Here is a 17,760-nt window from a genome sequence, read left to right as displayed (position 1 = left end):
AAACGCTGGATAAATTTTCAGTGGTTCGGATCGGCGGCTATCATACCCCGCTAATGAATCCTGCGCAGAACGGAGTGACCCAATGACACCCTTTGCCCTTGTCTACACCCTGCATTTACTGGCGGCCCTGGTCTGGGTCGGCGGCATGTTTTTCGCCTGGATGGTCCTGCGCCCCGCCGCAATCACGGCGCTTGAAGGCCCTGCCCGGCTGAAATTGTGGGTAGAAGTGTTTCAGCGTTTTTTTGTCTGGGTCTGGATCGCCGTGGTGCTGCTGCCGATCAGCGGCGTGGGCCTGATCCACCTGCGCTTCGCCGGTTTCGAAACCGCGCCACGTTATGTCCAGGTGATGATGGGCTTGTACGTGGTGATGACGGCGCTGTTCATTCGTATCCAGGGCTTGCAACTGCCCGCGTTGCGTAACGCCGTGACAGCGCAGGACTGGCCAACGGGTGCGGCGGTACTGGGGAAGATTCGGCGATTGGTGGGGATCAATTTGCTGATTGGCTTGCTGGTGGTGGCGATTGGCGCGGCGCGACCGATGTTCTGAAGACTACATGCAACCCTGTGGGAGCGAGCTTGCTCGCGATGAGGCGTATCAGGCAACACTAGACGGACTGACACAACGCCATCGCGAGCAAGCTCGCTCCCACAAGTCCAAACGCGCTGTCTTTAGAACCGCTGCACCGTCACCGCCCCGGCCGCTCCGGCGGGCCCTGGCTGGCCATCGGCGCCAGGACGGCCGCTCTTGCCGCCGTCGGCGGTGTAGACCAGGCAACCCTTGGCCTTGCCGCCTGCGCCGGGTTTGCCACCGTGACCGGCCGGGCCACCGGCACCACCGTCCACCGTCACCTTGATTTGCTCGTCCGGGTAGGCCCGGGGCAACTCAAGTCGAACCTGCGCGCCGGCCGCGCCCGGCTGGCCATCGCCGCCATTGCTGCCGTCGGCGCCGCGGCCAGCCGAACCCCAGGTGCACCCTGGCGCCTGTCCATTGGCGCCGTCCAGGCCGACGTAACCTGGCGCCCCCGTTCCACCCCGTGCGTCCACCGACAGTAGGGGCGCGTTCAACGCATTGAAGCGCAAATTGAGATTGCGCCCCGGCCGCGCCGCCTTCGTATGGGTACCCGGCGCGCCGCGAGCCGCGATCTGGCTTCCCTCGGCCAATTCGGCCTGGACCACTTTCAATTCCAACGCCTGTTGCGCCGGCACGATCGCAATCCGCGCCTCGCGCCCCAGGTGCAATTGTCCGACGGACAGTTCCGTAACATTCGAGGGCACGAGCAACGTGCCGAAATCAGCGACGTCCAAGCGCTCCAGCGCCAGCGAGCTGGTGGTGTTGGGCAGGCGCACCAATGAGTTGCTTTCGACCTGGACCACTTGAGCGCTCGCCATTGGGCACACAAATGCTGCAAGCAGACACAATTTACGCATGGGAAGCCTCTGGCGCGGGCGGAAGGGTTTGCAGGTGGAAGATGCCGAACATCAACACTCGGAGACGATCACGACCAGGGGCGGGACGGCCACGAAAGCTGGCCCTGAACCACAGCAGTTCAAGCAGATGGAGTGCCAGCAAGAACGCACCGGCGAAATTGACCAATAGATGCAGCGGATGGACGAATGGCACGACCAGGTTAACCAGCACCACCAGCCAGAACAGCAGCGTCAGCAAACGCCCCAGCCCCCAAAACACCTTCATATGGCCCTCCGACGGACGTTATTGTTTGGCGCACATTAACGGCTTGCGCGCTGGATAAGCCAGAGGGCGGGACAAATTTAATCCTGGCGTCCACCGGCGTCCGCCGAGTCGCTCGCATCACGACCCGGCGGTGCTGAGTCAACGCAATCCATGGACTCAACGCTGAATATGCAACTCCACGCGACGGTTCTGGGCGCGCCCTTCCTCGGTCTCGTTGTCGGCCACCGGTTCGCTTTCGCCCTTGCCCTCGCTGGTGAGTTTTTCCGGAGCCAGGCCCTGGGTCAGCAAATATTCCACGACGCTGCCGGCCCGACGCTCGGACAGCCCTTTGTTATAGGCATCGGTACCGACGCTGTCGGTATGGCCGACCACGCGGATGCTGGCGACATTGGCATGGCTCAGCTTGCCCATCAGCCCATCGAGCTGACTGCGTGCTGCCGCCGTGAGATCGGATTTATCAAAATCGAACAGCACCTTGCCTGCGTCATTAAGGGTAATGACTTCACTGGCCGGCGCTTGCGGTTCGACCGGTGGAGCGCTGGCCGGATATTGCGGCAGTGGGCAGCCGTGGTGTTCGACAGGCGTATCGGCGGGTGTATCGGGACAGCGGTCGCGGCGATCGAATACACCGTCGCCGTCTTCATCGCCATCCTGGGCGTAACAGATCAAGCCGCCGCCGAGCAGCCCCAACGCCGCGCCGCCAGCGGCCCAGCCACTGCTTTCGATGGCGCCCAGCCCGCCGCCGACCAGCCCACCGATCAAACTGCAGATCGGCCAGGTGCGCTGGTTGAGAGGTGCGCTGCCGTCGCTGTGAGTGGCGCAACCGGACAACAGACCGCTGGCCAGCAGTACCGGCAAGGCAATCCTGATGAGAACCTTCATGATGAATGCTCCTGTGTCACCGGCCCATACCGGTCACACAGGAGTAAAGACCCGCATCCGCGACTGTACAAGCCGCGGATGACAAGGGTTTCAGCGGTTTATCTTGATTTCGGTACGGCGGTTCATCGCACGTCCATCGGCGGTTTTGTTATCCGCGACCGGCTGGCTTTCCCCGGCGCCCGCCACGGAGACGAAACTGGCGCGAGGCACACCGCTGTCGACCAGGTATTGAACCACTGAATTGGCCCGTTTTTCCGACAGTTTCTGGTTGTAGGCATCGCTGCCAACGCTGTCGGTGTGGCCGGTCACGCGCAATTGCGCGGTGGAGCTTTCCTGTTTCAACCGGGTCGCGATGGTGCTGAGCACGTCCTTGTCGGCCGGCGTCAGCGTGGCCTTGTTGAATTCGAAGTGCACATCGCGAACCACGATGGTTTCTTCCTTGACCACCACAGGCTCCTCGGCCATTGGCGCCGGAGCGGGCGGTGGGCAGCCGTCGGCATCGACTTGCACGCCCTTCGGCGTGCCCGGGCACTTGTCGCGGCTGTCCGGCACGCCGTCACCGTCTTCGTCGCCGTCGCCATGGGCCCAGCACCAGCCCGCCGCCACCGTGCCGGCCACCAACGCACCCGGGCCGATCCAGGAACTGCTTTCGATGGCGCCCAACCCCGCGCCGACGACACCGCCCGTGGCCGCACAGATCGGCCAGTCGGTTTTCTGCAAACCTGCGCAACCAGTCAACACACTGGTTAGCAGAACCAGGGGTAACGCTGTCCGAACTATGCTCATCGGTTTTTCTCCTTGAAGGATCGGCATCGCGCCGATTCAGGGGAGTAAAGACCCGTCTTGGAATCTGCGCCAGCCAGAGCAATCGCCGGTTTTCCCCTCGTATTTGCACAAGTTCCATGCATTCAGGGGCAGAGCGCTCTAGGCCATGATGTCCAGGCAGGCTATCTTGGCGCCTCTGACTGAGGAACTTCGATGACCGTTGCCATTTCTTCGCGTACGCCCCAGCAAGCCCTCGCCGCCGTGCTGGACCGTTATGCCCCGCAAAGCCTGCTGTTGATCGGTGCGAGCAGCTTTCCCGCACTCGAGGCATTCCAACAGGCCCACCCCGACGCCGAGGTGGTCCACGCCAGGCCCGGCGCGTTGCCGGCGGACGTGACGGCGCGGCGTTTTGACCTGGCCCTGGCGCTCGATTGCCTGGAGCATTTGCCCAAGCGCGACGGTCTGAACCTGTTGGGCGGCATTCGCAATCTCAACGCCAGCCGGATCGCGGTACTGGCGGATCTCAACGCCTGTGGCTGGCAAGAGACGGATTTCTTTTCCCTGGCCCTGCAGGCCAGCGAGCGTTTTCAGCGCGAGGACCAGGTGCTGACCCTGTTCACCTACGATCTGCTTGAATACAAACAGGTGCCCGACTGGCTCAACTCGCGCTTTTGGGCCAACCCTGAAAATTTTGGAAAATACTGGTGGTAGCTGTGGATACAAGCCTGCACTCAACCATTTGCCCCTGCGGCAGCGGCAACGCGCTGGAAGCCTGCTGTGGCCATTACCACGACGGTCATCCGGCGCCTTGCGCCGAGGCCTTGATGCGCTCGCGCTACAGCGCCTATGTGTTGGGCCTGGTGGATTACCTTGTCGGCACCACACTCCCGGCCCAGCAGGATGGCCTCGATCGCCAATCCATCGGCGACTGGAGTGCCAGCAGCACCTGGCTCGGGCTGGAAGTGGAAAGCAGCGAGGTGTTCGGTGGTCAACCGGAACATGCCTTTGTCACGTTCACCGCTCGCTGGCACGACAGCCAGGGCGAACACAGCCATCGAGAGCAGTCTTCGTTCGTGCAGAACGGCGGGCGATGGTACTTCATCGACCCCACCGTGCCGGTCAAGACTGGCCGCAACGACAGTTGCCCGTGCGGCAGCGGGCATAAATTCAAGAAATGCTGCGCCGGCTACTTCAATCGCTGATTTGCGAAACGTCCGACGCTCGTCCTCGGGTCAGCAGGACTAGACTGGGGATAAACCCGAGGTACGGACATGACCCAGACATCACGCTTGCTCCGCATCACTTGCCTGCTGTTGTTTGTCGGGCTCGGCGGTTGCGCGTCCTGGCGAGGTGAGGAGGCGCCTGAACCGCAAGTGCATCTGGTCAAGGTCGAGGTGGTGCGGGCACGACTGCTTGAGCAGAAGTTCATGCTGCACTTTCGCGTCGACAATCCCGGCGACAGCGACCTCACTGTGCGCGGCCTGACTTATCGGATCCACCTGGGCGATCTCTTGCTGAGCGAAGGAGAGCATGAGCATTGGTTCACCGTGAGCCCGCGGCACAGCGCCTATTTCAAGGTGCCGATCCGTACCAACCTGTGGCCGCAAGTCCGGGAAGTGGTGAAATTGTTGGAGAAACCGCGAGAACAGATCCCCTATCGGCTGGAAGGGGAGCTGGAAACCGGTTTATTCATCGCCGACTACGTGCACCTGGAGCGCAATGGCGTGATAATCGCCGCCGATTTTATTGCGGAGTAACCCCGATGACCCAACAGCCCCACGTCCACGGCCCTGATTGCAATCACGATCACGACCATCACCACGATCATGACCACCATCACGACCATGGCCACGTCCACGGCCCGAACTGCGGCCACGCCCACCAGGAACCCGTGCGCAACGCCCTGAAGGATGTCGGCCGCAACGACCCTTGCCCATGTGGCAACGGCAAGAAATTCAAGAAGTGCCACGGGGCTTGATGCTTCGAGCTGAAGATTTCTAGTCTGTCAGACCGCCATCGCGAGCAAGCTCGCTCCCACAGGGATTTGTGAACGTCACAGAACCAGTGTGGGAGCGAGCTTGCTCGCGATGAGGCCGGAACATCCAATACCCACGTTTCAGCCCGCCCGCAAGATCTTCTCCACGCTCACCACCGTCGCGTATTCCCCATGCAGGTTCGCCAATGACATCCCGTGCACCTCGGCAGCCGAACGGGCAACGCCAAAGTAATCGGCCTTGTCGAACGTGAAACAGGCATCTTCGGCTACCCAGGCGTCGAACCCCAGATTGCCGGCCGTGCGAGCGGTGGACTCCACCGAGTTGTTCGTCGCCACGCCAACGATCACTAATTGTCCGATTCCGGCGCTGCGCAAATCTGCCTCCAGGGTCGTGCCGCAAAAAGCATCCGGCACCTGCTTCTGGATCAATCGCTCCCCGGCTATCGGCTCGAACCGCTCCTGGACCTCCACGCCAGATTGCCCAGGCCAGAAAACCGAATCCTCGGAACGGGAAAGGTGATGGACGTGAACGACTGGCCGCGCCGAATCTCGCCAGCGGGCAAGCAATTCCAACATGCGCAACTCCGCTTCGGGGTTGTTGCGAGGGCCGAGCCTGGGGTGGAGGATGCCTTTTTGTTGGTCAATGAGGACAAGCGCTGCGTTTTCTCTTAGCTCCATGCCGGTTTTCTCATGCTCGATCGTTGGATTTTCCAACACTTGAACATCACCTTTTCATACAAGCAAGTCATCAATCGGCCCGTGAAGCCACAGGCGATTCCGGGCTTTCATCGCCAAATCAACAAATAACCCCACCGCCGGCTTGCGCGCCCTCCTCCTGCTCACTAACGTAGCGCCTTTATTGTGCCACCCCCTCCCGCAGGAGCTTTGCCATGGCCTCGCCAGCCTCGATTTCCTTCATTCCCAAGCTCGGCGTTGCCGCAGCAGTGGCCAGCATGCTCGGCTTGAGCGGTTGCCAGGCCTGGAATACCCAGGACACTGTCCCGCCCACCACCGGCGTGCAACCGCTCAAGGGGCTGGCGCAGAATGTCTCGGTTCGGCGCAACGCCACGGGCATGCCGCTGATCGAGAGCAACAGCTTCCACGACGCCCTGTTCGCACTCGGTTATGTCCACGCCAGCGACCGAATCACGCAAATGGCAACCCTGCGCCTGCTCGCCCAGGGCCGCTTGGCGGAAATGTCCGGCGCCGAACGGTTGGATATCGACCGCTACATGCGTGCAGTGAACCTGAAAAAAAGCGCTGACGAGCTGTACAAGGCATCGTCGCCACGCATCAAGCGCTTCTTTGAAGTCTATGCACGGGGCGTCAACGCCTACCTGTTCCGCTATCGCGACAAGTTGCCGTCGGACCTGGCTGCCACTGGCTACAAGCCTGAATACTGGAAACCGGAAGACTCGGCGCTGCTGTTCTGCCTGCTGAATTTCAGCCAATCGGCCAACTTGCCCGAAGAAATCTCGACCTTGGTGCTGGCCCAGGGCGTGACCAACGACAAACTGGCCTGGCTGAGCCCGTCCTACCCGGATGAGCCCCTGCCGCTGGCGGAAGGCGAAAAGCTTCAGGGCGTCCGGCTCAATGGCCAGGTTCCCGGCCTGAACGAAATCAGCAAGGCTGGCGCCCAGTTGGCCGATCTGAATCTGATGGGCTCAGCGTTTTCAAGCAACTGGGCCATTGCCCCCCAACGCAGTCGCAATGGCAAAAGCCTGTTGGCCAGCGACAGCCATGGTCCACTGGGCGTGCCGTCGCTCTGGAGCCCGGTGCAGATCCGCGCGCCCAAGTATCAGGCGGCGGGGCTTTCCGTAGCCGGTATTCCGCTGATCCTGGCGGGTTTCAACGGTAACGTGGCGTGGAGCATGAGCAGCGTTCTTGGTGACAACCAGGACCTGTTCCTGGAAAAGATCCGACGCCAGGGCAACGGGCTGTCCTACGAAGTCAATGGCAAATGGCAGCCGGTAGCCGTGCGCAACGAAACCTATTTCATCAAGGGCCAACGGACTATTCGCGAAGCCGTCTATGAAACCCGCCACGGGTCCCTGCTCAACAGTGCCCAGGGTCCGGCCATGGCCAACGGCCTGGGGCTGGCCTTGCAGCTGCCAAGTTTCACCGACGACAAAACCCTGGACGCGCTCTTTGATCTGTCGCGCTCGAAAAACGTCGAGAAAGCCTCGGATGCCAGCCGGGAAATCCGCGCGCTGGCGGTGAACATGGTGTTTGCCGACGCGCGTAACATTGGCTGGCAAGTCACCGGTCGTTATCCGAACCGTCGCGAAGGCGAGGGCCTGCTGCCGTCGCCGGGCTGGGACGGGCGCTATGATTGGGACGGCTATGCCGACCCGATGCTGCACCCGTACGACCAGGATCCGGCCCAGGGGTGGCTTGGCACCGCCAACCAGCGCGTCATCCCTCACGGCTACGGCATGCAGTTGTCCAATTCCTGGGCGACGCCGGAGCGTGGCGAGCGCCTCGCCGAACTGGCCGGCGCGGGCAAACACGACGTTCGCAGCCTGAGCGCCATGCAATATGACCAGACCACGACCTTCGCGGCCAAACTCAAGAAAGCCTTCGAAGCCCCGGGCATGGCCCAGCCGCTGAAACAGGCGATCGAAGCCTTGCCAGTGGCGGACCGGGCCAAGGCTCGCGAGGCCTATACCCGCCTGATGGCGTTCGACGGCAGGCTCAGTCCGATGTCCACCGACGCGGCGATCTATGAACTGTTCCTGCAGGAAAGCATGAAGCAGATCTTCCTCGACGAATTGGGTCCGGAAAGCAGCCCGGCGTGGAAAGCACTGGTTGCCAACGGCCAATTGTCCTACTCGGCGCAGGCCGATCATCTGCTCGGTCGGGAGGACAGCCCATTCTGGGACGACGTCCGCACGCCGCAGAAAGAAGACAAGCCGGCAATCCTCGCCCGTAGCCTCGCGGCGGCCATCAGCGTCGGCGAAACCCAGTTGGGCGGCGATCACGCTGCCTGGCAGTGGGGCAAACTGCATCGCTATGAGTGGAAAAACGCCAGCGGCCAGGTCGTACGCGGGCCGCTGGCGGCGGGTGGCGACGGCACCACGCTCAATACCGCCGCGTTCGCCTGGGGCCAGGACTTCAACACGACCGTGGCGCCGGCCACGCGTTTTCTCGTTGACTTCAGCCAACCCGAGCCATTGACCCTCCAGGGCGGCGCGGGCCAGTCGGGCAACCCGGCCAGCCCGAGCTACCTGAACGGTGTTGATCCGTGGATCAAGGGGCAATACCAGAGCGTGCCGCTGCAACCGCAGAACTTCGACCGGGCGTATGGCAAGACACGGTTGACGTTGGTGCCCGGTAAATAGATTTCCCATTGTGGCGAGGGGATTTATCCCCGCTGGGCTGCGCAGCAGCCCTAAAGCCAGACAATTCGGTGTATCAAGAATGAGCTGGGTGTCTCGAGGTCTGCTTCGCAGCCCAACGGGGCGGTGCGACGTTTCGCTAAATCCCCTCGCCACAGTTGTCCATGCTGTCGCGTGATCCCCACCCAAACCCAATCGAACTTCTCCCCCCGCCCCCGCCTCTACCGGACAAGCCCATCGCCCCGGTAACCGCATGGATCTTGTCATTGCCCGCCCCGAAGGCCTGTATTGTCCGCCGGGAGATTTCTACATCGATCCCTGGCGCCCAGTGGAACGCTCGGTCATTACCCACGCCCACGGTGACCATGCGCGCGGCGGCAACCAGCACTACCTGGCAGCGGCACCCGGCGAAGGCATCCTGCGCTCCCGGCTGGGCCAGGACATCAATCTGCAAACCCTGCCCTACGGCGAGCGCCTGCAACATCATGGCGTCACCTTGAGCTTTCATCCTGCCGGCCATGTGCTGGGCTCAGCCCAGGTGCGGCTGGAATATCAAGGCGAAGTGTGGGTGGCGTCCGGCGACTACAAGGTCGAGCCCGACGGTACCTGTGCGCCGTTCGAACCAGTGAAATGTCATACGTTCATCACCGAATCCACCTTCGGCCTGCCGATCTATCGCTGGCAACCCCAGGCGCAGATCTTCGATGAGATCAACCAGTGGTGGCGCGGGAACATTGACGCTGGGCGGGCCAGCGTGTTGCTCTGCTATTCCTTTGGCAAGGCCCAGCGAATTCTCCATGGCATCGACGCAAGCCTCGGCCCGATCCTCGCCCACGGTGCGGTGGAGCCGCTGAACCGGGTCTATCGCGAGGCCGGGGTGCTTTTGCCGCCAACCCTCTATGCCGGCGACGTCAAAAAGAACGACCCGATCATGGGCCAGTCCTTGGTCATCGCCCCGCCCTCCGCCGGTGGCAGCACCTGGATGCGTCGCTTCGGCGATTACAGCGATGCGTTTGCCAGCGGCTGGATGCGCTTGCGCGGCACGCGTCGGCGCCGTGGCGTGGACCGGGGCTTCGTATTGTCCGACCATGCCGACTGGCCAGGCCTGCTCTGGGCGATTGAACAGACCGGTGCCGAGCGGGTCATGGTGACCCATGGTTCAGTGGCCGTGCTGGTACGCCACCTGCGCGAGCAGGGCCTCGACGCCCAAGGCTTCACCACGGAGTACGGCGACGATGAAGAAGACATCGCCTCGGCGGTCGGCACGGATGAGACTGCCTCATGAAAGCTTTTGCCGAGCTGTACGCCGAACTGGACGCCACCACTTCCAGCAATGCCAAGCTGGCCGCCATGCAGGATTATTTCGCCAAGGCGCCACCCGAGGACGCCGCCTGGGCGGTTTACTTCCTGTCCGGCGGTCGGCCACGGCAGTTGGTGCCAGTGAAAATCCTTCGGGAGGTGGCGGTCCAGGTGTCCGGCTTGTCGTTGTGGCTGTTCGAGGAAAGTTACCAGGCCGTGGGCGACCTGGCCGAAACCATCTCGCTGGTGTTGCCGGAGTCGCCCCACAGTTCCGACGAAGGCCTGGCGCGGTGGATCGAAGAAAAACTGCTGCCTTTACGTGGCGAGTCGCCCGAAGTGCTGGCCGAACGATTGCCGGCGCTGTGGGCGCAGCTCGACCGGCCAAGCCTGATGCTGTGCATCAAACTCATCACCGGCAGTTTCCGCGTCGGTGTGTCCAAGCTGTTGGTGACCCGGGCACTGGCCGCAATGGCCGGCCTGGACAGCAAACGGGTGGCCCAACGATTGGTGGGCTATACCGATCTGTCCCATCGCCCCACGGCGGCCAGCTACCTCAAGCTGATCGCTATCGAATCCGCTGACGAACATGCCCAGCGCGGCGGCCAGCCTTATCCGTTCTTCCTGGCCCATGCCTTGTCGCAACCGGTGGAGCAATTCGACAGCCTGCTGGGGCCGGCCAGTGATTGGCAGGTGGAATGGAAATGGGACGGGATCCGCGCCCAGGTGATCAAGCGCGACGGACATCTGTGGGTCTGGTCGCGAGGCGAGGACTTGGTGACTGAGCGATTTCCGGAATTGCATCCACTGGCCCAGGCGTTGCCTGACGGCACGGTGATCGACGGTGAAATCGTGGTCTGGAAAGCGCCCCAATCAGTCACCGAGGACGCCTTCGACCCGGACGCGCCGCTGCAACCGGCGGTGCAGCCCTTCGCCCTGTTGCAGCAGCGGATCGGTCGCAAGACCCTGGGCAAGAAAATCCTCGACGACGCCCCCGTGGTGGTGATGGCCTACGACCTGTTGGAATGGCAAGGCGAGGACTGGCGCAGCCGGCCCCAGGCCGAGCGCCGTGAACAACTGGAGGCACTGATCGCCCACATTCACAGCCCGGTGCTGTTGCCCTCGCCGATTGTCACTGGCCAGGACTGGCTCGACCTCGCCCGCCAACGCGAAGCCTCTCGCAGCCTGGGCGTAGAAGGCATGATGCTCAAGGCCCGCAACGCGCTGTACGGCGTCGGTCGGACCAAGGACATGGGCGTGTGGTGGAAATGGAAGATCGACCCGTTCAGCGTCGACGCGGTGCTGATCTACGCCCAGCGCGGCCACGGCCGGCGGGCCAGCCTGTACAGCGACTACACCTTCGCCGTGTGGGACAACCCGCCGGGCAGTCGCGAGCGCACCCTGGTGCCGTTCGCCAAGGCCTATTCAGGGCTGACCGATGCGCAAATGCGCCAGGTCGACAGCATCGTGCGCAAGACCACGGTAGAAAAATTCGGCCCGGTGAGCAGCGTCACGCCGACCCTGGTGTTCGAACTGGGCTTCGAAGGCATCGCCTTGTCCAAGCGCCACAAGAGCGGGATCGCAGTACGTTTCCCGCGGATGTTGCGCTGGCGCCAGGATAAGACTGTCGAAGAAGCGGATACGCTGGCGACGCTTCAGGACTTGTTGAAATAAACTCTGCCAATACTCACGCTGCACAACAGTCGCATTGTTATGCCTATAACAAAAACACTGCGTACCGACGATGAACGAGATGGAATACATGGACTTCAAGCGACGTTGAAAAAACTATCGGCACCCCACCGACCGGCGATATTTCTGACGCCGTAATTACGGCGCCAGGCCATGTTCCATGAACTGAAAAACCGACTTGCTCTTTCAAAGCGCACTGCTAATGTGACATTAGATTAGCGGTCGCTGTTTTATATTGCCCTTCGCCCAGAACATCCTCCAGCCTTTCGCGCCGCCGTGAAAGAAGACCCATCACTCGGGGAGAGCGGGACGGCATCGCCACCCAGGCAAGGCCAAGCGGGGCCATTCCTGCCACCGACGGGATGAATGCCGGGGCGTGCCACTCAGAGGAGCCCTGACATGCTTGCAGAGAAGCGGTTTCAATCCTTGGATAGCTTCAGGGGACTGATGGCCATATCGGTAATGCTCTATCACTTGCGCATCAGTGGCAGTTTTACCGAATGGTTGTTATTTCGCCACGCCGAAATATTTGTCTCATTCTTTTTCGTATTAAGCGGCTTCGTATTGACGCATGCCTATGGCAACTCCGCACGGTTTAACTTTCGAAAGTTCTTCATCACCCGCACGTTCCGCCTGCTGCCCCTGCACCTCTTTATGCTGAGCATCTTTATAGCCCTGGAGTGCGGGAGATATATAGCATCCGAAAAAGGCATGAACTTCAACAACGTGCCTTTTTCAGAAAAATTTGCCCCCTCCGAAATTTTGCCCAATGCGCTGTTATTGCAATCGTGGACGCATTTGACTAATCCATTGTCGTTCAACTACCCGTCCTGGAGCATCAGTATCGAGTATTACACCTACATGATCTTCGCCCTGATACTCAGCATCGCTTTCGGGGTCAGGACGTGGGTATGGGGAGCCGTGGTATTGGTGGCCCTGGCGCAGATGTACAGGGGCAACACCTTCTTCACCATCGAATCGCTACGGGGTCTCGCCTATTTTTTCACCGGCTGCCTGGCTTATGCCGTGTACCGGCGAATCCCCCGCCCCAGCCAGGCCCGGACGGGGTTGCTGACCACCCTTGAAGTGACAGCGGTGGCAGCGGCGCTGGTTTTCGTGGTCAACGACTTTGAAGCCAAGCAACTGCTGGCCAGCCTGTTGTTCGGTGTCATCGTCGTCATATTTGCCTTTGACGGCGGTGCGGTGTCGCGGTTGTTGGCGGGACGTGGCTTCGGTTTACTCGGCAAATTGTCCTACTCCATCTACCTGACCCATGCGGCCGTTCTCTTCTGCGTAGTGTCGGCGTTCATGGTGGCGAAGAAATTTTCCGGCTTGGACATTGCCCCGGTGATCGACGGAACGCGTTACCTGGACCTCGGCAGCGTAGCGCTCAATAACCTTGTCGCGTTGCTGGTCGCAGGATCGGTCGTCCTGGTGTCCATGTTCACCTACCGGTACGTCGAGATGACCGGGCAATCTTTCGGCCGAGCGCTCAGCAACAAGACCGCCCTTGGCCCTCTATCAAGTCCCGATACCCAGCTGAAAAAAACCCCATGACAGAAACGCCAGGCGCGCCCTCGCTCCAGTAATGCCAGAAATGGGAGTCGCTCCATCCTGGTGCATATTTTGGTGTACGCTCCTTCCCGCGCACCATCGCGTTCCGTCACCCGCCGCCAGTGCTTTTAAAACACTTGTTCGGCACTATGGTTCGGAAATTGCTACCTTTATGCCGTCATACCGTTCAGACCTTCACCGGTAACAATCTTATGCGCCACAAGCGCTCAAATTGGTTTTAGGGACTCGATAATGAAAAAAGCACTGCTGACCCTTTCTGCACTGGCGTTGTGCATGGCTGCTGGCGCTGCCACGGCCAAGGAATACAAGGAACTGCGTTTTGGTGTCGACCCGTCCTACGCCCCGTTCGAATCCAAGGCCGCCGACGGCAGCCTGGTCGGTTTCGACATCGACCTGGGCAATGCGATCTGCGAAGAACTGAAGGTCAAATGCAAATGGGTCGAAAGCGATTTCGACGGCATGATTCCAGGCCTCAAGGCCAATAAATTCGACGGCGTGATCTCCTCCATGACCGTTACTCCAGCCCGCGAAAAGGCTATCGACTTCTCCAGCGAGCTGTTCTCCGGCCCAACAGCCTATGTATTCAAGAAAGGTTCGGGCCTGAGCGAAGACGTCGCCTCGCTCAAGGGCAAGACCGTCGGCTACGAGCAAGGCACCATCCAGGAAGCCTACGCCAAAGCCGTGCTGGACAAAGCCGGTGTCAAGACCCAGGCCTACCAGAACCAGGACCAGGTCTATTCCGACCTGACTTCCGGCCGCCTCGACGCGGCGATCCAGGACATGCTCCAGGCCGAGCTGGGCTTCCTGAAATCGCCAAAAGGCGAAGGCTATGAAATCAGCAAGCCGGTGGACAGCGAACTGCTGCCCGCCAAGACCGCTATCGGTATCAAGAAAGGTAACAAAGAGCTGAAGGCGCTTTTGGATAAAGGTATCAAAGCGTTACACGACGACGGCAAATACGCCGAAATCCAGAAGAAACACTTTGGCGATCTGAATCTGTACAGCGGCAAATAATGCGCGGCGCCTGCCCGGCCTCGGGTGGGCGCTTTTTTCCTGCCAAAGGCCTTCTCCATGCTCGAACAACTCCTACAAAATCTGGGGCTCTCTGCCTTCAGCCTGAAGGGCTTCGGCCCGCTGCTGATGCAAGGCACCTGGATGACGATCAAGCTGTCGGCTCTTTCCTTGCTGCTTAGTGTCCTGCTCGGCCTGCTGGGTGCCAGCGCCAAGCTGTCCAGCGTCAAACTGCTACGTATTCCCGCCCAGCTCTACACCACGTTGATTCGCGGCGTACCCGACCTGGTGCTGATGCTGCTGATTTTCTACAGCCTGCAAACCTGGCTGACTTCTTTGACTGATCTGATGGAATGGGAATACATCGAGATCGACCCATTCGGCGCCGGGGTGATCACCCTGGGCTTCATTTATGGCGCGTACTTCACCGAAACGTTTCGTGGCGCGATTCTCGCGGTGCCGCGCGGCCAGGTCGAAGCCGCCACGGCCTATGGCCTCAAGCGTGGCCAGCGTTTTCGCTTTGTGGTGTTCCCGCAGATGATGCGCTTTGCCTTGCCGGGCATCGGCAACAATTGGATGGTCATGCTCAAGGCCACCGCCCTGGTGTCGATCATCGGCCTGGCCGACCTGGTCAAGGCGGCACAAGATGCGGGCAAGAGCACTTACCAACTGTTTTATTTCCTGGTGCTGGCGGCGCTGATCTACCTGCTGATCACCAGCGCGTCCAACTTCATCCTGCGTCGACTTGAACGTCGCTACGCCGCCGGAGCCCGGGAGGCCGTGCGATGATCGAACTCCTGCAAGAATACTGGCGACCGTTCCTCTACAGCGACGGCACCAACATCACCGGCCTCGCCATGACCCTCTGGCTGCTCAGCGCCTCGCTGCTGATCGGTTTCCTGGTGTCGATCCCGCTGTCCATCGCCCGGGTTTCGCCAAAGTTCTATGTGCGTTGGCCGGTGCAGTTCTACACCTACCTGTTCCGCGGCACACCGCTCTACATCCAATTGCTGATTTGCTACACCGGCATCTACAGCATCGCCGCGATACGCGCCCAGCCCCTGCTCGACAGTTTCTTTCGCGACGCGATGAACTGCACGATCCTGGCGTTTGCGTTGAACACCTGCGCCTACACCACGGAGATCTTCGCCGGGGCGATTCGCAGCATGAACCATGGCGAAGTCGAAGCGGCCAAGGCCTACGGGCTGACCGGCTGGAAGCTCTACACTTACGTGATCATGCCGTCCGCGCTGCGGCGCTCATTGCCGTACTACAGCAACGAAGTCATCTTGATGCTGCATTCGACGACCGTGGCGTTCACCGCTACCGTTCCCGATGTACTGAAAGTCGCGCGAGATGCCAACTCGGCCACATTCCTGACGTTCCAGTCGTTCGGGATCGCCGCGTTGATCTACCTGACCGTCACGTTTGCACTGGTGGGCCTCTTCCGTCTCGCCGAACGCCGCTGGCTGGCCTTTCTCGGCCCAACCCACTAAGGCTTCCGTTCCAGGACATACACGTAAATGCGCCACCAGATCCATGACCTGCTGGCCCCGCTGCCGGGGACCGCACGCAAGATCCACAGCTTCCACTTCGGCCCGGAAAAAGCCGCTGGCAAAATCTATATCCAGTCGTCCCTGCACGCCGATGAGTTACCCGGCATGCTCGTGGCCTGGCACCTCAAGCAGCGCCTGGCCGAACTTGAAAAGTCCGGCCATCTGCGACACGAAATCGTGCTGGTGCCGGTCGCCAACCCCATCGGCCTTGAACAGGTCTTGATGGACGTGCCCCTGGGCCGCTACGAACTGGAGAGTGGGCAGAACTTCAATCGCCGCTTCGTCGACCTGAGCGAAGAGATCGGTAACGAAATCGAAGAACTGCTCACCGACGACCCGCAGCACAACCTGTTGCTCATCCGTACCAGCCTGCGTGATGCCCTGAGTCGGCAGACCGCCGGCACGCAACTGCAATCCCAGCGCCTGGTCCTGCAACGACTGGCCTGCGACGCCGACATGGTGCTCGACTTGCATTGCGACTTCGAAGCCGTGGCCCACCTCTACACCACGCCCGAAGCCTGGCCCCAGGTCGAGCCGCTGGCGCGCTACATCGGTGCCGAGGCCAGCCTGCTGGCCACCGACTCGGGCGGCCAATCGTTCGACGAGTGTTTCACACTGCTCTGGTGGCAACTCAAGGAACGTTTTGGCGAACGATTCGAAATCCCCCTGGGCAGCTTCTCGGTCACTGTCGAATTGCGCGGCCAGGGCGACGTCAACCATGGCCTGGCGAGCCTCGACTGCCAGGCCTTGATCGAATACCTGATCCGCTTCGGCGCCATCGACGGCGAACCGGTGCCGTTGCCCGACCTGCCCTACCCGGCCACGCCCCTGGCCGCCGTCGAACCGGTGGCGACGCCGGTCGGCGGCCTGCTGGTGTACAGCGCCCTGCCCGGCGAGTACATGGAGGCCGGGCAACTGATCGCCGAGATCATCGACCCGGTCAACGACACCGTTACCCCCGTTCATTGCCGTAACGCCGGGCTGCTGTATGCCCGCTCGCTGCGTCGCATGGCCACTGCCGGCATGGTCATCGCCCATGTCGCCGGGACCGAAGCCTACCGCAGCGGTTACCTACTTTCGCCTTGAGGATGCCTGCTCCATGTACAAACTGACCATTGAAGGCCTGCACAAGAGCTACGGCCAGCATGAAGTGCTCAAAGGGGTTTCGCTCAAGGCCAGGACCGGCGACGTGATCAGCCTGATCGGCGCCAGCGGTTCGGGCAAAAGTACCTTCCTGCGTTGCATCAACTTCCTCGAACAACCCAACGACGGCGCCATGAGCCTGGACGGCCAGTCGATCCAGATGATCAAGGATCACCACGGCATGCGCGTGGCTGACGCCGACGAGTTGCAGCGCATCCGAACGCGCCTGGCCATGGTGTTCCAGCACTTCAACCTGTGGAGCCACATGACCGTGCTGGAAAACATCACCATGGCGCCGCGCCGGGTGCTGGGTGTCAGCAAGCAGGAAGCCGATGACCGCGCCCGTCGCTACCTCGACAAGGTTGGCCTGCCGGCCCGCGTTGCCGAGCAATACCCGGCGTTCCTCTCCGGCGGCCAGCAACAACGCGTCGCGATTGCCCGCGCATTGGCGATGGAGCCGGAAGTCATGCTGTTCGACGAGCCGACGTCGGCGCTGGATCCGGAACTGGTGGGCGAAGTATTGAAGGTCATCCAGGGCCTGGCCGAAGAAGGCCGGACCATGATCATGGTGACCCACGAAATGAGCTTCGCCCGCAAGGTGTCCAACCAGGTGCTGTTCCTGCACCAGGGCCTGGTGGAAGAAGAAGGCGCGCCGGAAGACGTGCTGGGCAATCCCACCAGCGAACGGCTCAAGCAGTTCCTCAGTGGCAATCTGAAATAAAAGCACCGAGCCAAGCCCGTAGGCGCTGCCGAGTGCAACGAGGCTGCGATCTTTGCACTGCCACTTGAATCGTAAGCGAAAGATCAAGATCA

Annotated in this window: 19 protein-coding genes; 14 read left to right on the top strand and 5 right to left on the bottom strand. The window is 61.2% G+C overall.

Annotated features, from left to right (window positions below):
- The first annotated feature begins 82 nt into the window (after positions 1–82).
- The gene (locus M8Q45_RS03355; RefSeq protein ID WP_249873561.1) at positions 83–547 is read left to right on the top strand and encodes a CopD family protein; all 465 of its coding nucleotides are present in this window, start codon (positions 83–85) and stop codon (positions 545–547) included.
- Positions 548–669: 122 nt separating this feature from the next.
- Here M8Q45_RS03355 and M8Q45_RS03350 read toward each other — a convergent pair whose 3' ends face one another.
- The 4 genes from M8Q45_RS03350 to M8Q45_RS03335 form a co-directional block, all read right to left on the bottom strand.
- Positions 670–1,428, bottom strand: a complete 759-nt coding sequence (locus M8Q45_RS03350) for a collagen-like protein (RefSeq protein WP_249873560.1) — start codon at positions 1,426–1,428, stop codon at positions 670–672.
- Positions 1,421–1,693, bottom strand: coding sequence for a DUF1145 domain-containing protein (locus M8Q45_RS03345; RefSeq protein WP_249873559.1), 273 nt, complete (start codon positions 1,691–1,693; stop codon positions 1,421–1,423). The genes M8Q45_RS03350 and M8Q45_RS03345 overlap by 8 nt, the downstream gene beginning before the upstream one ends.
- 156 nt (positions 1,694–1,849) lie before the next feature.
- Positions 1,850–2,575, bottom strand: a complete 726-nt coding sequence (locus M8Q45_RS03340) for a PA1041 family peptidoglycan-binding anchor lipoprotein (RefSeq protein WP_249873558.1) — start codon at positions 2,573–2,575, stop codon at positions 1,850–1,852.
- A gap of 90 nt (positions 2,576–2,665) precedes the next feature.
- On the bottom strand, positions 2,666–3,361 hold the full coding sequence (locus M8Q45_RS03335; RefSeq protein WP_249873557.1) for a PA1041 family peptidoglycan-binding anchor lipoprotein: 696 nt from the start codon (positions 3,359–3,361) through the stop codon (positions 2,666–2,668).
- A 192-nt stretch (positions 3,362–3,553) separates the two neighbouring features.
- Between M8Q45_RS03335 and M8Q45_RS03330 the strand changes: the two genes are divergently transcribed.
- From M8Q45_RS03330 to M8Q45_RS03315, 4 genes are all read left to right on the top strand, one after another.
- On the top strand, positions 3,554–4,051 hold the full coding sequence (locus M8Q45_RS03330) for a DUF6231 family protein (protein ID WP_249873556.1): 498 nt from the start codon (positions 3,554–3,556) through the stop codon (positions 4,049–4,051).
- Between the two features lie 14 nt (positions 4,052–4,065).
- Positions 4,066–4,542, top strand: a complete 477-nt coding sequence (locus tag M8Q45_RS03325; RefSeq protein ID WP_249877261.1) for a YchJ family protein — start codon at positions 4,066–4,068, stop codon at positions 4,540–4,542.
- Between the two features lie 69 nt (positions 4,543–4,611).
- Complete coding sequence (locus M8Q45_RS03320; RefSeq protein WP_249873555.1) at positions 4,612–5,097, top strand: LEA/WHy family protein; 486 nt, start codon at positions 4,612–4,614, stop codon at positions 5,095–5,097.
- A gap of 5 nt (positions 5,098–5,102) precedes the next feature.
- Entirely contained in the window at positions 5,103–5,318 is a 216-nt protein-coding gene (locus M8Q45_RS03315; RefSeq protein WP_249873554.1) for an SEC-C metal-binding domain-containing protein, read from the top strand.
- Positions 5,319–5,456: 138 nt separating this feature from the next.
- Here the strand turns inward: M8Q45_RS03315 and M8Q45_RS03310 are convergent, their stop codons facing one another.
- Positions 5,457–6,014, bottom strand: coding sequence for a cysteine hydrolase family protein (locus M8Q45_RS03310; RefSeq protein ID WP_249877260.1), 558 nt, complete (start codon positions 6,012–6,014; stop codon positions 5,457–5,459).
- A gap of 212 nt (positions 6,015–6,226) precedes the next feature.
- On the opposite strand from M8Q45_RS03310, the gene M8Q45_RS03305 reads away from it, so the two are divergent.
- The 9 genes from M8Q45_RS03305 (at position 6,227) to M8Q45_RS03265 (ending at position 17,668) form a co-directional block, all read left to right on the top strand.
- Positions 6,227–8,677 (top strand): penicillin acylase family protein, encoded by a 2,451-nt coding sequence (locus M8Q45_RS03305; RefSeq protein WP_249873553.1) that lies wholly within the window; start codon positions 6,227–6,229, stop codon positions 8,675–8,677.
- 250 nt (positions 8,678–8,927) lie between these two features.
- Positions 8,928–9,959, top strand: coding sequence for a ligase-associated DNA damage response exonuclease (locus M8Q45_RS03300; protein WP_249873552.1), 1,032 nt, complete (start codon positions 8,928–8,930; stop codon positions 9,957–9,959).
- Positions 9,956–11,644: an ATP-dependent DNA ligase gene (locus tag M8Q45_RS03295; protein ID WP_249873551.1), complete on the top strand. Its 1,689-nt coding sequence runs from the start codon at positions 9,956–9,958 to the stop codon at positions 11,642–11,644. The genes M8Q45_RS03300 and M8Q45_RS03295 overlap by 4 nt, the downstream gene beginning before the upstream one ends.
- 417 nt (positions 11,645–12,061) lie before the next feature.
- Positions 12,062–13,219, top strand: coding sequence for an acyltransferase family protein (locus M8Q45_RS03290; protein ID WP_249873550.1), 1,158 nt, complete (start codon positions 12,062–12,064; stop codon positions 13,217–13,219).
- 249 nt (positions 13,220–13,468) lie between these two features.
- Complete coding sequence (locus tag M8Q45_RS03285; RefSeq protein WP_030139411.1) at positions 13,469–14,251, top strand: transporter substrate-binding domain-containing protein; 783 nt, start codon at positions 13,469–13,471, stop codon at positions 14,249–14,251.
- 57 nt (positions 14,252–14,308) lie between these two features.
- Positions 14,309–15,037, top strand: a complete 729-nt coding sequence (locus tag M8Q45_RS03280) for an ABC transporter permease (protein ID WP_249873549.1) — start codon at positions 14,309–14,311, stop codon at positions 15,035–15,037.
- On the top strand, positions 15,034–15,744 hold the full coding sequence (locus M8Q45_RS03275; protein ID WP_030139413.1) for an ABC transporter permease: 711 nt from the start codon (positions 15,034–15,036) through the stop codon (positions 15,742–15,744). Before M8Q45_RS03280 ends, M8Q45_RS03275 begins: the two co-directional genes overlap by 4 nt.
- Before the next feature lie 27 nt (positions 15,745–15,771).
- Positions 15,772–16,890, top strand: a complete 1,119-nt coding sequence (locus M8Q45_RS03270; protein ID WP_249873548.1) for a succinylglutamate desuccinylase/aspartoacylase family protein — start codon at positions 15,772–15,774, stop codon at positions 16,888–16,890.
- 13 nt (positions 16,891–16,903) lie between these two features.
- Entirely contained in the window at positions 16,904–17,668 is a 765-nt protein-coding gene (locus M8Q45_RS03265) for an ABC transporter ATP-binding protein (protein WP_249873547.1), read from the top strand.
- The last annotated feature ends 92 nt before the right edge of the window (positions 17,669–17,760 follow it).

This window comes from Pseudomonas sp. T1.Ur, assembly GCF_023516725.1.
Taxonomy (GTDB): domain Bacteria; phylum Pseudomonadota; class Gammaproteobacteria; order Pseudomonadales; family Pseudomonadaceae; genus Aquipseudomonas; species Aquipseudomonas alvandae.
This window is presented reverse-complemented; position numbering and strand designations above follow the sequence as displayed.

What these genes read in the sequence shown, in the direction of transcription:
- M8Q45_RS03305 (WP_249873553.1), top strand. Translation starts at nt 6,227, where the DNA reads ATGGCCTCGCCAGCCTCGATTTCCTTCATTCCCAAGCTCGGCGTTGCC.
- M8Q45_RS03350 (WP_249873560.1), bottom strand. Translation starts at nt 1,428, where the DNA reads ATGCGTAAATTGTGTCTGCTTGCAGCATTTGTGTGCCCAATGGCGAGC.
- M8Q45_RS03345 (WP_249873559.1), bottom strand. Translation starts at nt 1,693, where the DNA reads ATGAAGGTGTTTTGGGGGCTGGGGCGTTTGCTGACGCTGCTGTTCTGG.
- M8Q45_RS03320 (WP_249873555.1), top strand. Translation starts at nt 4,612, where the DNA reads ATGACCCAGACATCACGCTTGCTCCGCATCACTTGCCTGCTGTTGTTT.
- M8Q45_RS03340 (WP_249873558.1), bottom strand. Translation starts at nt 2,575, where the DNA reads ATGAAGGTTCTCATCAGGATTGCCTTGCCGGTACTGCTGGCCAGCGGT.
- M8Q45_RS03270 (WP_249873548.1), top strand. Translation starts at nt 15,772, where the DNA reads ATGCGCCACCAGATCCATGACCTGCTGGCCCCGCTGCCGGGGACCGCA.
- M8Q45_RS03310 (WP_249877260.1), bottom strand. Translation starts at nt 6,014, where the DNA reads ATGGAGCTAAGAGAAAACGCAGCGCTTGTCCTCATTGACCAACAAAAA.
- M8Q45_RS03285 (WP_030139411.1), top strand. Translation starts at nt 13,469, where the DNA reads ATGAAAAAAGCACTGCTGACCCTTTCTGCACTGGCGTTGTGCATGGCT.
- M8Q45_RS03290 (WP_249873550.1), top strand. Translation starts at nt 12,062, where the DNA reads ATGCTTGCAGAGAAGCGGTTTCAATCCTTGGATAGCTTCAGGGGACTG.
- M8Q45_RS03295 (WP_249873551.1), top strand. Translation starts at nt 9,956, where the DNA reads ATGAAAGCTTTTGCCGAGCTGTACGCCGAACTGGACGCCACCACTTCC.
- M8Q45_RS03315 (WP_249873554.1), top strand. Translation starts at nt 5,103, where the DNA reads ATGACCCAACAGCCCCACGTCCACGGCCCTGATTGCAATCACGATCAC.
- M8Q45_RS03355 (WP_249873561.1), top strand. Translation starts at nt 83, where the DNA reads ATGACACCCTTTGCCCTTGTCTACACCCTGCATTTACTGGCGGCCCTG.
- M8Q45_RS03335 (WP_249873557.1), bottom strand. Translation starts at nt 3,361, where the DNA reads ATGAGCATAGTTCGGACAGCGTTACCCCTGGTTCTGCTAACCAGTGTG.
- M8Q45_RS03300 (WP_249873552.1), top strand. Translation starts at nt 8,928, where the DNA reads ATGGATCTTGTCATTGCCCGCCCCGAAGGCCTGTATTGTCCGCCGGGA.
- M8Q45_RS03275 (WP_030139413.1), top strand. Translation starts at nt 15,034, where the DNA reads ATGATCGAACTCCTGCAAGAATACTGGCGACCGTTCCTCTACAGCGAC.
- M8Q45_RS03330 (WP_249873556.1), top strand. Translation starts at nt 3,554, where the DNA reads ATGACCGTTGCCATTTCTTCGCGTACGCCCCAGCAAGCCCTCGCCGCC.
- M8Q45_RS03280 (WP_249873549.1), top strand. Translation starts at nt 14,309, where the DNA reads ATGCTCGAACAACTCCTACAAAATCTGGGGCTCTCTGCCTTCAGCCTG.
- M8Q45_RS03265 (WP_249873547.1), top strand. Translation starts at nt 16,904, where the DNA reads ATGTACAAACTGACCATTGAAGGCCTGCACAAGAGCTACGGCCAGCAT.